Genomic DNA, 13,362 nt, shown 5'->3' on the forward strand with positions numbered 1-13,362 from the left:
CTACTTGTATTTTGAATTCAGGTGGATACTTTGTAAATTTACTTCCTTTTTTAGCCATGAGAAAAGAACCTCCTTATAAGAACAGTATAGTACTTTTTATACTGTCCATTATAAGGGGTTCTTTTCACCCCCACTTTCTTTTAAAATAGTTCTACAAGCGTCAAAATTAGATTTGATTTTCTAAAACTTTTTCAGCCAAATTAGCAGCATGATCTGTAATGCGAGTGTAGTGAGAGATAATATCAACAAAGGACATTCCCGCTTGAGCAGAACACTCTCCTTTATTCAAACGGCGAATATGATTTTTACGAATTTGACGTTCCTTGCGTTCGATGTCGCGATGGCGTTCTAACAATTCCTCTGCTAAAGTCCTGTCGCGATCTTCCACCGCACGTACACTATCTAAAATCATACGATGCGTTAAATGATACATGTCACGTAATTCTTGAGACGCTTCTTCAGAGAAACGAGCATCTTTATGATGCACTCCTTCAATCAAAATCACTAAGCCCTCTGAGTGATCTCCAATTCGTTCCAAATCTCGTGAAGCATCAAGCACCCCTGCTAAAACCTCATTTTCAGATGGATTAAGTGCCTCATTTGAAATAGCAATCAAATAATTAGTTAATTCTTCATCAATCCCATTAACGGCTTTTTCATAGCGATGCACATGGTCAGAATATTTCTCATCAGCTGTTTTTAAATAACTGTAAGAAGCCTCCAGTGCTTGGATGGCATATGACGCCAAGTGAATCAATTCTTTTTTCGCATTCCCAAGGGCAATAGCTGGCGCTTGAGTGATTAAAATTTTATCAAGGTAAAGTGCTTCATATTTGGCAACAACCTCTGCTTGACCTGGGATAAATTTTGTCACTAAAATCGCTAAAATGCTAATAAAGGGTAGCAAAATAATAGTATTGGTAATATTAAAGGCTCCATGAGCAAAGGCTATTGTCATCTCAGGAGTCAATTGTAATTGACTTTGTAAAAAATCAATAAAGCCCGTAAAAGGAACTAATAAAATCATGAAAATGACAGTACCAATAACGTTAAATAACACATGCGCCCATGCCACTCGTTTCGCTGCAATCGTTGAACCAATTGAAGCTAGAACTGCCGTAATACATGTTCCTATATTTGAACCTAGAAGAATTGGGATAGACCCTTGCAAATCTAACAAATCACTACTATGAAGACTCTGAACAATACCAATAATGGCTGAAGAAGCTTGTATCAACATAGTTAAAACAGTACCAATAAGGACTCCCATAAATGGCTTATCGCCAAGAGTAGCCAAATAGTCACGGAAAACATCCACCGTTTTTAATGGTTCAACTGCATCCCCCATCAAATTCAGAGAGAAGAAAATCCCACCGACTCCAAAGATGACACGACCTAGATTATTAAGTTTTTTATTTGAGGTGAAAAAAAGCAAAGCGGCTCCAAGGGCTATCATAGGAAGAGCGTAATCTCCTAACTTAAAACCAATCATGAATGAAGTTACTGTCGTTCCGATATTGGCTCCCATGACAATCCCAATCGCTTGTCTAAGGTTAAGTAGACCAGCTGATACCAGACCAACCGTGATAACCGTTACGCCAGATGACGATTGAATAAGAGCAGACATCGCAAGCCCAACCAAAATTCCCAACAGAGGGTTACTAGTATAGCGATCAATATAGTACCTTAAACGGTCACCGGCGGCCTGTTGAAGACCATCCCCCATGTATTTTATACTAAAAAGAAAGAGTCCTAGACCTCCAATAAAATTGAAAACTATATCCTGCCAGTTTAGCGTCACCGTTTTTCTCCGTTCTAAAAAATTATTCTCTTTCATTTTAGACCTTTTTAAGTCTAGAAACAAGTTTTTTAGAAGATTAACAGCAAAAAACAAGAGATTTGGAGAGAAACATACTCCTCAAAATAGCTCATTCCTCGTCATTCTCTTATTTTTAACTGTTAATTTTCTTTTTGTCACGTCACTATTACTTTTTATCTTGAGGCAAAATCCTAAGTAGCTCAACAAAACATAGAGATACTAATGCCTCATGTTTCAAATTTTAGATTTTAGATAAGCAATATTTGACACAATAAGCCACTAAGTGTGTTACACCAATTCCTCTTGGCTAACCGCTAAGAACTCTGCTAGAGAAATCGTGCCATTTCTTTTCAAAATGCTTAAAAGTGGCTGCTCTAGCGCTCTATCAGAATCATTCCTGTAGTTGCTAATTTCAATGAGTGATTTCAGGATAGAAAAGTCAATTTTTTGAAAGAACAATCAAATAACCCATATTATGCGCGATACAACTGTCCTTACACCAACAATTTCAATTACCTTTATATCTGAAAATGCCAAAACTTTGTGGCGATAATGTTGAAAAACGGATGTTCTTCTATAAGTTGGTAAGCTAAAACGTTAATATCATGTGGCGATTTTTATTTTTATAGTCTTCCAATCGCTTGATAGGACCGGGAGGAAGAACAACGGGAATGGTTCTATCATCGTTTATATTGACTGAGGACACGTGTTAGTTTTGTTTGCAAGGTCGCTAATTCTTCCACACGAGGGAGATAAACGATGCGGAAGTGGTCTGGTTCTTTCCAGTTGAAGCCCTTACCAGGTACCAACATGACTTTTTCTTGTTTTAACAATTGCAAACAGAATTCCTCGTCATCATCAATACAGTACATATTGCGGTCAATTTTAGGGAAAATATAGAGTCCTGCCTCTGGCTTAACAGCTGATAAGCCTGGAATATCATTGACTGCTTTTGTGATAAATTCGCGTTGCTCATGGATACGCCCACCTGGAACAAGTAACTCATCAACAGACTGATAACCACCGAGAGAGGTTTGAACCACATGCTGGGCTAACACATTTGAACAAAGGCGCATATTTGACAACATATTAAGTCCTTCAATATAGCCCTTAACATGTTTTTTAGGTCCAGAGAGTACCATCCAACCCACACGGAAACCACAGATACGGTGAGATTTTGACAGACCATTCATTGACACACAGAACACATCTGGTGCAAGGCTAGCAATAGCGATATGCTTTTTACCATCCATCACCATACGGTCATAAATTTCATCCGCAAAAATAATCAAATCATTTTGACGAGCAACCTCAACGATTTCTTCTAGAAGTTCTTTTGGATAGAGGGCCCCTGTTGGGTTATTTGGGTTAATGATAACAATCGCCTTCGTCGTAGATGTAATTTTAGACTTGATGTCATCAATATCTGGATACCAATTGGCAGATTCATCACAAAGGTAATGTACCGCATTTCCCCCAGCGAGACTCACACAAGCTGTCCAAAGGGGGTAGTCAGGCATTGGCACTAGCACTTCATCACCATTGTCCAAAAGCGCCTGCATAGAGATGGAAATCATCTCAGAAACACCATTACCAATGTAGATATCGTCAATATCAACACCTTGGATGCCCTTGGTCTGACAATACTGCATAATCGCTTTTCTGGCAGAGAAAATCCCTTTACTATTAGAATAGCCTTCACTGTTTCGGGCATTTAAAATCAGATCACGAATCACCTCATCTGGTGCTGTAAAACCAAACTCCGCCGGATTTCCAGTATTGAGGCGTAGAATTTTTTCTCCATTGGCAATCATGCGCTCAGCTTCGTCCAAGATTGGTCCACGGATATCATAAGCGACATGTTCAAGTTTTGAGGATTTATTAAATTCTTTCATTATCAAATACCTGGGACGACAACTGGGCAGTCCCCCTTTCAATCACGTTCCTTATTATAGCGCAAAATCGTTTAAATGAAAAGAAGAAGCCAATTCTGATGTCATGTAAAAAGCTCCAACGGAGCTTTTATCGTATCTCTTTTTTCCTTTGTTTCATTTTTGCTTTTTGGATCTGTCTATCCAGTTCTCGTTTGATGGCTGGTTCAGGGGCAAAGCGTTTTTCCCAGTCATCTGGTTTTAAGATTTTATGGGTAATTGGGTCAAAATGGGCTTTCCCATCCGGGAAAATTTTCCCCATATTGGCTTCATGTACGGTATCAAAGAATGGTTTGGGGTCAACCCCCATCAATACAAAGGAGCCATAGGTAAAATAGAGAAGGTCTGTCAGGGCATCAACTTGCCCCACCAAAGGGTTATCAACAGGCTCTCCTTTTGCCTCCACTTTCTGCACCGCTTTATCCACAGCCTGATGAAGGTCTTCCACAGCTTTTTTAAACAAGTCTGGATTACCACCACTGGTTGCGTAAAGAAATTCAATAATCTCTTCTACTTTAAAGCCTGAACGGTGACCTGCTTCCTCTAAATCATAGACTCTAGGCTTCTCACAAGTTTCACCGTCCATAAGCTGGTGAAAATCCTTGACTCTGTTGAAGTTGTCGTCACGACTGCCAAATACCTTCTCCTGCTCAACATGAATGAGTCCAAAATGTGCCAGGGCCTTTGCGATACCGTCTTTATTATTAGTTTCTGTAACATAGTGAGCAACCGCTTTAAGTTCTTCATTAGCATTCCCCATCGCTACTGCGACACCAACTCCAGATAGCATCTCCATATCATTGTCCGAATCACCAAAAGCCATAACCTCAGACAAATCAAAACCAAAGACCTCACCAACACGGGCAATTCCTTTCACCTTAGATTGCCCTTGAGAAATGACATCCGCTGAGTAGGGACTGCTTCTAGTCACAGTTGCGGTTGGAAATTCATCTTTAAGGAGCTGCGTCTTAGTAGTAATTAAGACAATTTGGTAGACAGGCTGACGCATCATCGTGAGAAGATACTGACTATTTTGGGGCTTCACACGACGTACCAAATGTTTGAAACTCCGCTCCACAGATTTTGTCCATTTTTTAGGAACGATTCGACTAAGTACCTGCCCAACAGAACTCGTTCCCATGTTAATAATATTGGATCCCAAAAGACCATCTGCAGATCCAAGTGAAATCTCCATTCGATGATTGGAGGCGAATTTTATAGCTTTATAAACCAAAGATTTTGGAAGTTGATTTTGATAGAGAATTTTGTCACGCGTAATAATGTACTGTCCGTTATAAGCTACTGCAAAATCAAGGCCTAAATTCTCCATGAATGGAGAAACAAATCCTGGACCACGCCCTGTCGCAAGACCAACTAAAATGCCTTGTTTTTTCATCTCAGCAATAGCTTTTTGCGTTGATCTTTGCACTTTTTTCATATCGTTGACAAGCGTCCCATCAATATCAAAAAAGACTGCTTTGACTGCCATCCAACTGCTCCTTTCATCTATCATTTTTTAACATTTTCTACCGCAAGTAAGTCTAACTTTGCTCAAGCTAGCTCTTTCATTACTTTCCAAAAATGTGTTACAATACTTATATTATATCATATTCATTTTCAGAAAGACTTTCGTTTATGCCTAAAAAAATCTTAGTTCTCCATACTGGTGGCACCATTTCCATGACTGCTGATGATACTGGGAATGTCACTCCAAATGCTGTTAATCCGATGACACAAACAGATCTGGAACTATCAAACTTAAACATTGATAGTCAAGATTTTTTTAATTTTCCAAGCCCTCACATCACTCCCAAGCACATGTTACAAATCTATCACAAAATCCGTGAGACAGCTGGTCAATATGATGGCATTGTCATTACCCACGGCACCGATACCTTAGAAGAAACTGCCTACTTTTTAGATACCATGGCGATACCAGATATCCCTATTGTGTTAACAGGCGCCATGCGCTCATCAAATGAGCTAGGGAGTGACGGAGTTTACAACTACCTTTCTGCCCTTCGTGTGGCTAGTCATGATAAGGCTGCTGATAAGGGCGTCCTTGTGGTGATGAACGATGAAATTCATGCCGCCAAATATGTGACCAAAACTCATACGACTAACGTTTCTACCTTTCAAACCCCCACACATGGCCCTCTTGGAATTATCATGAAACACGATATTCTCTTTTTTAAAACAACCGAACCTCGTATACGATTTGATTTGGATAAGGTATTAGGGACGGTACCCATCATTAAAGCATATGCTGGGATGGGAGATGGGAGTATCATTAGTCTGCTCAGCCCTGACAATATTGATGGGGTAGTTATCGAAGCTCTAGGAGCTGGAAATGTGCCACCTAGCGCAGCTTTAGAACTCCAAAAACTCATCAAGCAAGGGGTCCCTGTCGTACTCGTATCGCGTTGCTTCAATGGTATTGCAGAGCCTGTATACGCCTACGAGGGCGGTGGCGTCAAGCTCCAGGATGCTGGGGTTATGTTTGTCAAAGAGCTCAATGCTCCCAAGGCGCGTTTGAAACTCTTGATTGCGCTCAATGCAGGATTAACAGGAAAAGAATTAGTTGATTATATCGAAGGCTAACACAAAAGACTGTTTTTTAGCTACCAACAAGCAAAAACAGTCTTTTTGTGTGTTTATAGCAAAGATTTACCAATTGAGAATAAGTCGTGATTTGATACTGGAGTTGACTACTCCTCTTTACGACCAATTCAAATAGCAATCGCTCTAAATCACTGCTTTGGTGCAAAACTCTCAAAACAGTCACTATGTTATTATCAAAACAATAAAATACTGAGTAATTCTTCACCAATAATCGCCTTACTATGATATCCAATGCAAGTAGTTCTTGGACAATCGCACATCTCTCAGGAAAAATTTCTAAAAATTGTATCGCCTCTACAATCGCTTCAAATTGTTTCGTGACGGTCTGCGGAGATTGAAGATCATCTGCGATGTAATGATAGATCGCTTCGATATTTTGTTCAGCCCAATCTTAAATATTAACCGTTCCTTTACTTATGCGTGCCTATCCCGAAAGAATTCACTTGCTGACCGAACATTACTACTTTCTGCCTCATTATAAGCTTCAATCATCATTTGCCAAAACCAACATCAACGTTTATTAATGATGTTGGTTTTGGCAAAGCAATATCAAAGGGAATACTCTTAGTTAATGACACTTGTTTCAATAGTAACATCACCAAAGTTGACATTGGCATCCCAAGCTGCTTTAAAACTTCTTCCGCTGATTTTTTATCCGATTAATCCACTCGAACATTAATTGTAGCAGTTTTTCCCATATTATCACCTCCTTAATTTGTAATGTTGTTGTATAGCATTTCGCGTGAATAGTCAATGTATTATCAACTTGATTCTTTCTATCCTGTCCATTTCTAGAGTGTTCTCCTGATTAACTAGCTAAGCATAACTTATTTTTGTCATAACATATTGCAAAAAAATACTGTTCGATCAGCTACCAAGCTGACAAGAACAGTATTCTGGATAGGCTTACGGCAAGACATTTCCTGCGCTGCGGTAAATGTCATACCATTCTGGACGCGTCAGATTAACCTCAGTCGCCTTAGCAATTTTGACAATGCGGTCTGGATTCATTGAACCGATGATCGCTTGCATCTTGGCTGGATGGCGTAAAATCCATGCAATGATAATCGCTTCATCAGACACACCGTATTGTTCAGCGTAACGGCTGATTGTTTCGTTTAATTCTTTGTAATCTGGATTTCCTGAGAAAAGGCCTTTCCCAAGGTCAATTTGGAATGGTGACCAAGCCTGAATCGTCACTTTATTCAAACGGCAATATTCCACAATGCCACTGTCACGATTGACACCCGCTTCATTACGCATATTCACATTGACCCCAAAATCAAACATTGGGGTGTGAGCTGGGGATAATTGCAACTGATTAACCGCCAATGGCTCATCGAGATAAGACTGCAAGAGTTCCATTTGGTAACGGTTTTGGTTGCTGACACCAAAGTGTTTCACTTTACCAGATTGTTTTAATTGACTAAAAGCTTCCGCAACTTCTTCTGGTTCGACCAAAATATCTGGTCGGTGCAAGACTAGAAAATCAAGGTAATCTGTATCCAAACGTTTCAAAATACCATCAACAGATTTAAGGATATGATCTTTTGAAAAGTCAAAATAACCACGCTGAATACCGCATTTAGATTGTAAAATCAAGTCCTCACGCGCAATACCTAGATTTGTCACCGCATCACGGAAGCGTTCCTCAGACTGTCCGCCTCCATAAATGTCTGCATGGTCAATAAAGTTAATACCAGCTTCCAAACTTGTTGCAATCACTTTTTCAGCATCAGCCACATCTAGCGCAGCCATTCGCATACAACCAAGTGAAATGCGTGATCCTTCCACACCTGTCTGTCCAATAACTTGTTTCATTTTTCTCTCCTTTGTTTTAATGGTTTTAGTATACCAAAAAATGAAAACGATCACTTGTTTTAGCCTTAAAAAAGAGGGAATTTCTCCCTCTGATAGTAGTTATTGACTTTAAAACAAGTCTAACCTAATCTTTAATATCCCTCTGTAATGCTTTTTTGAATAACCTTAGATAATTTTGTTTACTATGGATAATATCAGACACAAAAACAGCTCCTCTATCCTCTAAAATGTGATAAAAGGCAATATTATCCCCTAATACTACCCCTCGAGTAGTGTATGGCTAATAAATAACCTCTCCTCCCCTATCATCTGCATTAAATCCTGCTTCTGGAAATACTTCAAGACATTCGAGACCATAAATGATATTATTTACCGTGTTAACTCCTGCCTGTTCTGAAAAATAAGTGTTGCTAATATAATCTGTGATACCTCTTAACTGCTCCTGTACTTTTTTCAGGGATAATAAGGCTATAATTCTTATTAGATACCAAGGTTAGCCCTCACTTCACTAACACTATACACTCGGCCATTTTTCAGATCACCAAAACTTTGAGCAATTTCCGCTCTTAGACCTGCTAATAGTTCAACTCTTTCTTTATCGGCATCAGTCTCAAAAGGCAACGCCTTATTTTTAACAACACTTTCTAAGAATAAGTTAAAACTTGCTGTCATATCTATTGTGTGCTGTAATAATAGCCTTAGCTTTTTCTAGCAATTCCCTGTTAGTCTTAAAATTTACCTGTATATTTTTCTCTAAAACGTGCATAATAGCACCTCCTTACAACTAAGTATAACACTTTAATATATTCCTATATAGTTAAGTATAGTCAGAAATATAGTTCCTCAAATTACCCATACTCCCTTCTGGCACCTTGAGCCATCATCAGATTATTTTTAAGCATATAACAATCATTTCAAATACCATTTTAGCGTTTGCTAAATGACAAAACGATACTATCTAACTAAGGCATAAACATAAAATAGTTTCCTCACGCAACAAATCTAAGGAAACTCTTTTTCTATAACTGTTTATTTAATCATCTTCACGATATTCCAAGATATCTCCAGGCTGACAGCCAAGCTCCTTACAAATGGCTTCTAAAGTTGAAAAGCGGATGGCTTTTGCCTTACCTGTTTTCAAAATGGAAAGATTGGCTGGTGTAATGCCAATACGCTCCGCCAAGTCACCTGATTTCATTTTTTTCTTTGCCAGTTCCACATCTAAATTGACGATAATCATGTCCCTACCTCCAATCAGATTGTGAATTCATTTTCTTCAGCAATAGCGATAGCTTTTTCAAGGATAATTGACATGGTCCACGTTACCGCAGCACCTAGCAAATAGTTTAGATTAAGAAAGGCATAATTGCCCTCATCACTAGATATTGTAACCAGACCAGTCCCCTCTTGAGAGACAAGGGCAGCTATAATGAGACAATAGGTCAACCAACGCGCTAATTGGGCATTTTGTAACACAAAGATAGCCTCCGTTAGAATATTTTTCATAAATATTCTCAAACAAACAAATACTCCTAAAATAGCACTCCAATGTAAGGTATCAATCACTAAACCAACGGGCGTATTACTATTTTCAAAGGTTAGAGATGACATGACATTTCCTGACTGCAAATGCCAAAGATTTTGCCCATCCTTGGTAACTCCTAGAAAACCTAGACCATTATAGATCAAATTAGCAACAATCCCTAGACCACCTAAGAAAATCGCAATTGATAACATACCAATGATCCAACGCAAATATGAAAAATCTTTAGACGCCAGTTGTTCATTTTTTTTAATGCCTCGGTAAACTAAGATAAACAAACCACCTACTAAAACTAGTAGGCAAAGAATAATAACAATAGCCATAGAACTCCTTTATTAGTCATCCTCAGTTTTCACAATAGTCTTAGAAAATGGTGTTGGATGTTCTTCAATAAACGTCTCAAATGACTTAGACAAGTGGTCATCATTATGAATATCATCTACTTCTATATCTTCAACATCTGAATAATCCACATAGCCAAACGGAATTATCTCAACAGCCGAAATTAGAAAATCACTGATTTGAAAAAGTGAGACCATTGCTACTACCAACAAACTAAAAATAACTAAACTTTTTTTCATTAAGATAACTCCTTTATTATACACTATTATCGTTTATAAATCAGTTTTTATTGATGAAAAACAAGTCTCTTCTTTCCTACTCCAGCACCACATTCACATCACCTGGAGTTTCAATGCTTGCTTGGCGTTTTGTATTAGTCCCATTTTGTGGTTTGGTGATGTTGTTACTCTGGCTGGTGATTTTGTAGCTACCATCAAAGCTCTTCGGTAAGATAACATCAGCTCCGCCATTGCTACTAAAAAGACGAAAATCGTTAAACGTCACGCCTTTGGCAAGGGTAATCTCAATCGTCACTATCGGCTTATCTCCCATGACCGTCATCGTGAAACCATTTTTGGCAAATGAAATCATCAAATCACCTTCCTCATCAATACCAAATTGTTCTTCCATGGCAGCAATGTTATTTTTCGCCAACTGCCCCTTGATATAGACGGTGGTTTCTTCCTGTTCACTCTCTTTCACTATAACCTTGGCTGGTTGTTCCAAACTAGACACATTGATAACATTGATGTTCTTAGCTGGAGTGGTAAATGCCTTATCATAAGAAACATCAGTTTTATCATTTTGAACACCAGTCCAGACCAACCCAGCAAGGCCAATCACTAGAAAGACAGCTAATCCTATTAAAATTTTACGTTTCATCATAATCTCCTACTTAAATTCACGTTTGGCAAATATGAGGTAGCTAACAAGAGCATAAACAAGGCTAAACAGCATAGCCACAAAAACAGTACTTGTCAGATAGTTCCCCGCAATATCCACCTGCCCAAGCTGATTAAACATCATGTAAGGCGCTAGCGCATCGGTCTTAAACAGCATCCCCATCATAAGACTAGCTAGTTGGTCAAATAAAAGGACGATAATGATATACACCATATAAGACTGATAAATACGGTCAAAGAAGGCAAAGATAAAAGCACAAAGACTGGCAATCACAGTATAAAGCGGTAACTGGTAGAATAGGTAAGTTAATATTGTTTGATAAGAGACCACATCTGTCAATAAATGATGGACCAGACCTGTCACCATGAGGGCTACAAACGCATATAGCCAAGTAGCAAGCACCGTCATGCCCCATTTGTAGGCAAATACTTTCAAACGATTTTGACTTTTGATAAGCATGTTGTTGATGGTGCGATTAGTCAAATCTTCTCCTAGGAAAATCTTGGCTGGTGTGACAAAAAAGAGAGGCAATAAGGTTGGCCAAGTCATCACCAGATTTCTAGCGACTTCTTTAGAGCTATCTTCACGATAAAGATAGGCAAATAAATTTCCAAAGATAAGGAGTAAAGCAAGTGATACAAAAGATAGGTGCTCCTTACGAATACGATAGCAATCAGCTTTTAAATAATTAAACATGATTTTCTTCTTTCTAGTCTAAGAGACTGAGGTAGTAGTCTTCAAAGTTACCACCTGCGTGGTAAATATCAGTGATTTCAACTTTCTTCTCAAGAAGTGCTAGGATAAGCTCCTGCACAGATTGGTCAGGCGACAAGACTAACTTGTCCCCTTGGGCAACTGGCTTTAAGCCCAACTCATTAAGCGTTTGTTGCGCCAGCTTATTGTCCGTCGTCCTTACAACAATCTTTTCCTCGACCTCTGCATACAGGTCGTTTTTGGCAATATCCTTGATGACCTTGCCCTTGTGCATGATGACGAAACGGTCAACGACCAGCTCAAGCTCTGACAAAATGTGGCTGGAGATGAGGATTGTAATGCCGTAGCGGTCTCGGAGGTTGTGGATAATGTCCCGCATCTCCTTGATACCAGATGGGTCGAGGCCATTGACGGGCTCATCCAAAATCAGGAAATCTGGAAAATCAAGAATAGCAAGCGCAATCGCCATCCGCTGACGCATCCCGAGTGAGAAGTCTTTGATCTTTTTCTTCGGATCCACGTCAGATAGGCCAACCAATTTCAGTACCTCATCAATTCGTTTCTCAGTATCTGCAATCCCAATTTGCAGGGCTGAATACATTAAATTATCAAAGGCAGACATATTTAGATAAAGAACTGGTGATTCAATAATGGCACCGATTTTATAGGCAGTTTCTTGAATAACCTCACCCTCATCTTTGGTGATGAGACCGGATAGGACTCGGATAAGCGTTGTTTTACCAGCTCCATTTTGACCAACGAGTCCTAAAATCTCACCTTTTTTGATGGTAAAACTCACCTTGTCTAGTGCTTTTTGTTTGCCGTAGTGCTTGCTAATGCTAGTTATCGTTAATAAGTTTTTCATGCATTTTTCCTTTTAAATGCTTTAGAAAGTCAATCCTTTTTTAACCATGTAGCGACGTGCATACTCACAGGCAAAGCCCGCTAGGATAAGGTAAACACCAAGTTGAACATTCACCTGAATGTAGCCTAGCATTTGAGACATAGTGTAGCTAGAAATCAAGTCTGCGATAACTGCCACGATACCAACTTGAGTGAGGTTTTTACCAAAGGCTGCTGACATCAAGGTTTCTTTGGTAAAGCCTTTGATCAGTTTTTTGAGAGCCATTAAGGCATAAATCATCAAGCCGTGATGTGCAAAGAGTGCGATAACATTTGTCCAGCCGAGTTCTCCGACCATGACTGCACCTTTTGGCAAGAACTGTTCTGGGTTGAGAGATAAGGTTTGAAGAAGGGCTGCGGCACTCACTTGAAGAACAAGAACGGCGATGATTGCTGAGAGGGTTACTGTTGCGATAGTTTTGATTGTTTTCATGGTAATATTTCCTTTGTTGTTTTTAGTTTAGTCTTGATTTGTGTAGAAATAGCTGAGCTCTTAACTTTTTCTCCTTTTCGATGACGATTTGTTGTTTTTGTTTTATTTATTATCGTCTTTCGATATATTTATATTACAACACAAAAATATCTTTGTCAATAGATTTTTATCGTTTTTTGATAATTTTTTATTTTTCGAGATAAAAAGAGGCTGGGCAAAAACTAGCTTCAAAATAAAACCACACAGTGATTTCCGTCTCGAAAACAATCAAGATGAAAGAATCGCTGTGTGGTTTTTGAGTATTTGAAGTTTTTGAGCCTAGATTCTTGGC

13 protein-coding genes and 3 pseudogenes are annotated in these 13,362 nt (G+C 39.0%); 1 reads left to right on the top strand and 15 read right to left on the bottom strand.

The genetic code is table 11. The features are described 5' to 3' along the window. Nucleotides 1-166: 166 nt before the first annotated feature. From GZ996_RS10625 to GZ996_RS10635, 3 genes are all read right to left on the bottom strand, one after another. A complete protein-coding gene (locus GZ996_RS10625) occupies nucleotides 167-1,801 on the bottom strand; it encodes a Na/Pi cotransporter family protein (protein ID WP_156806068.1) in 1,635 nt (544 codons plus the stop codon). 698 nt (nucleotides 1,802-2,499) lie between these two features. Next, nucleotides 2,500-3,714, bottom strand: coding sequence for a pyridoxal phosphate-dependent aminotransferase (locus GZ996_RS10630; protein ID WP_161979021.1), 1,215 nt, complete (start codon nucleotides 3,712-3,714; stop codon nucleotides 2,500-2,502). Nucleotides 3,715-3,841: 127 nt separating this feature from the next. Next, complete coding sequence (locus GZ996_RS10635; protein ID WP_162012033.1) at nucleotides 3,842-5,239, bottom strand: Cof-type HAD-IIB family hydrolase; 1,398 nt, start codon at nucleotides 5,237-5,239, stop codon at nucleotides 3,842-3,844. A gap of 146 nt (nucleotides 5,240-5,385) precedes the next feature. Between GZ996_RS10635 and GZ996_RS10640 the strand changes: the two genes are divergently transcribed. After that, complete coding sequence (locus GZ996_RS10640) at nucleotides 5,386-6,351, top strand: asparaginase (protein WP_162012034.1); 966 nt, start codon at nucleotides 5,386-5,388, stop codon at nucleotides 6,349-6,351. A gap of 16 nt (nucleotides 6,352-6,367) precedes the next feature. Here GZ996_RS10640 and GZ996_RS10645 read toward each other — a convergent pair whose 3' ends face one another. The 12 genes and pseudogenes from GZ996_RS10645 to GZ996_RS10695 all read right to left on the bottom strand — a co-directional run bounded on the left by GZ996_RS10645 (nucleotide 6,368) and on the right by GZ996_RS10695 (nucleotide 13,031). Continuing rightward, the gene (locus tag GZ996_RS10645; protein ID WP_162012040.1) at nucleotides 6,368-6,745 is read right to left on the bottom strand and encodes a type II toxin-antitoxin system RelE/ParE family toxin; all 378 of its coding nucleotides are present in this window, start codon (nucleotides 6,743-6,745) and stop codon (nucleotides 6,368-6,370) included. Between the two features lie 41 nt (nucleotides 6,746-6,786). Continuing rightward, a pseudogene (locus GZ996_RS10650) lies at nucleotides 6,787-7,070 on the bottom strand (type II toxin-antitoxin system RelB/DinJ family antitoxin). 208 nt (nucleotides 7,071-7,278) lie between these two features. Then, complete coding sequence (locus GZ996_RS10655) at nucleotides 7,279-8,193, bottom strand: aldo/keto reductase (protein ID WP_162012035.1); 915 nt, start codon at nucleotides 8,191-8,193, stop codon at nucleotides 7,279-7,281. Nucleotides 8,194-8,317: 124 nt separating this feature from the next. Then, nucleotides 8,318-8,684, bottom strand: a pseudogene (locus GZ996_RS12000) (type II toxin-antitoxin system RelE/ParE family toxin). Next, nucleotides 8,674-8,959: pseudogene (gene relB, locus GZ996_RS10660) on the bottom strand (type II toxin-antitoxin system RelB/ParD family antitoxin). The pseudogenes GZ996_RS12000 and relB overlap by 11 nt, the downstream one beginning before the upstream one ends. A 267-nt stretch (nucleotides 8,960-9,226) precedes the next feature. After that, nucleotides 9,227-9,433: a helix-turn-helix domain-containing protein gene (locus tag GZ996_RS10665; RefSeq protein ID WP_121835167.1), complete on the bottom strand. Its 207-nt coding sequence runs from the start codon at nucleotides 9,431-9,433 to the stop codon at nucleotides 9,227-9,229. A gap of 14 nt (nucleotides 9,434-9,447) precedes the next feature. Continuing rightward, nucleotides 9,448-10,059, bottom strand: coding sequence for a DUF2975 domain-containing protein (locus GZ996_RS10670; protein ID WP_161979025.1), 612 nt, complete (start codon nucleotides 10,057-10,059; stop codon nucleotides 9,448-9,450). Nucleotides 10,060-10,071: 12 nt separating this feature from the next. Then, nucleotides 10,072-10,317, bottom strand: a complete 246-nt coding sequence (locus GZ996_RS10675; protein ID WP_162012036.1) for a hypothetical protein — start codon at nucleotides 10,315-10,317, stop codon at nucleotides 10,072-10,074. Between the two features lie 76 nt (nucleotides 10,318-10,393). Beyond that, a complete protein-coding gene (locus tag GZ996_RS10680) occupies nucleotides 10,394-10,960 on the bottom strand; it encodes a hypothetical protein (protein ID WP_162012037.1) in 567 nt (188 codons plus the stop codon). A gap of 9 nt (nucleotides 10,961-10,969) precedes the next feature. Next, the gene (locus GZ996_RS10685; protein WP_162012038.1) at nucleotides 10,970-11,677 is read right to left on the bottom strand and encodes a hypothetical protein; all 708 of its coding nucleotides are present in this window, start codon (nucleotides 11,675-11,677) and stop codon (nucleotides 10,970-10,972) included. A 13-nt stretch (nucleotides 11,678-11,690) separates the two neighbouring features. Further along, complete coding sequence (locus GZ996_RS10690) at nucleotides 11,691-12,560, bottom strand: ATP-binding cassette domain-containing protein (protein WP_162012039.1); 870 nt, start codon at nucleotides 12,558-12,560, stop codon at nucleotides 11,691-11,693. 21 nt (nucleotides 12,561-12,581) lie between these two features. Then, complete coding sequence (locus tag GZ996_RS10695; protein WP_156806046.1) at nucleotides 12,582-13,031, bottom strand: hypothetical protein; 450 nt, start codon at nucleotides 13,029-13,031, stop codon at nucleotides 12,582-12,584. Nucleotides 13,032-13,362: the final 331 nt, after the last annotated feature.

Origin of the sequence: Streptococcus sp. S784/96/1, from assembly GCF_902729355.1 — a bacterium.
GTDB classification, from domain to species: Bacteria; Bacillota; Bacilli; order Lactobacillales; family Streptococcaceae; genus Streptococcus; species Streptococcus caledonicus.

Bases quoted from the DNA above. Each gene is read 5' to 3' on its own strand.
- GZ996_RS10695 (WP_156806046.1), bottom strand. From the start codon at position 13,031: ATGAAAACAATCAAAACTATCGCAACAGTAACCCTCTCAGCAATCATC.
- GZ996_RS10665 (WP_121835167.1), bottom strand. From the start codon at position 9,433: ATGATTATCGTCAATTTAGATGTGGAACTGGCAAAGAAAAAAATGAAA.
- GZ996_RS10690 (WP_162012039.1), bottom strand. From the start codon at position 12,560: ATGAAAAACTTATTAACGATAACTAGCATTAGCAAGCACTACGGCAAA.
- GZ996_RS10680 (WP_162012037.1), bottom strand. From the start codon at position 10,960: ATGAAACGTAAAATTTTAATAGGATTAGCTGTCTTTCTAGTGATTGGC.
- GZ996_RS10640 (WP_162012034.1), top strand. From the start codon at position 5,386: ATGCCTAAAAAAATCTTAGTTCTCCATACTGGTGGCACCATTTCCATG.
- GZ996_RS10675 (WP_162012036.1), bottom strand. From the start codon at position 10,317: ATGAAAAAAAGTTTAGTTATTTTTAGTTTGTTGGTAGTAGCAATGGTC.
- GZ996_RS10655 (WP_162012035.1), bottom strand. From the start codon at position 8,193: ATGAAACAAGTTATTGGACAGACAGGTGTGGAAGGATCACGCATTTCA.
- GZ996_RS10685 (WP_162012038.1), bottom strand. From the start codon at position 11,677: ATGTTTAATTATTTAAAAGCTGATTGCTATCGTATTCGTAAGGAGCAC.
- GZ996_RS10630 (WP_161979021.1), bottom strand. From the start codon at position 3,714: ATGAAAGAATTTAATAAATCCTCAAAACTTGAACATGTCGCTTATGAT.
- GZ996_RS10635 (WP_162012033.1), bottom strand. From the start codon at position 5,239: ATGGCAGTCAAAGCAGTCTTTTTTGATATTGATGGGACGCTTGTCAAC.
- GZ996_RS10670 (WP_161979025.1), bottom strand. From the start codon at position 10,059: ATGGCTATTGTTATTATTCTTTGCCTACTAGTTTTAGTAGGTGGTTTG.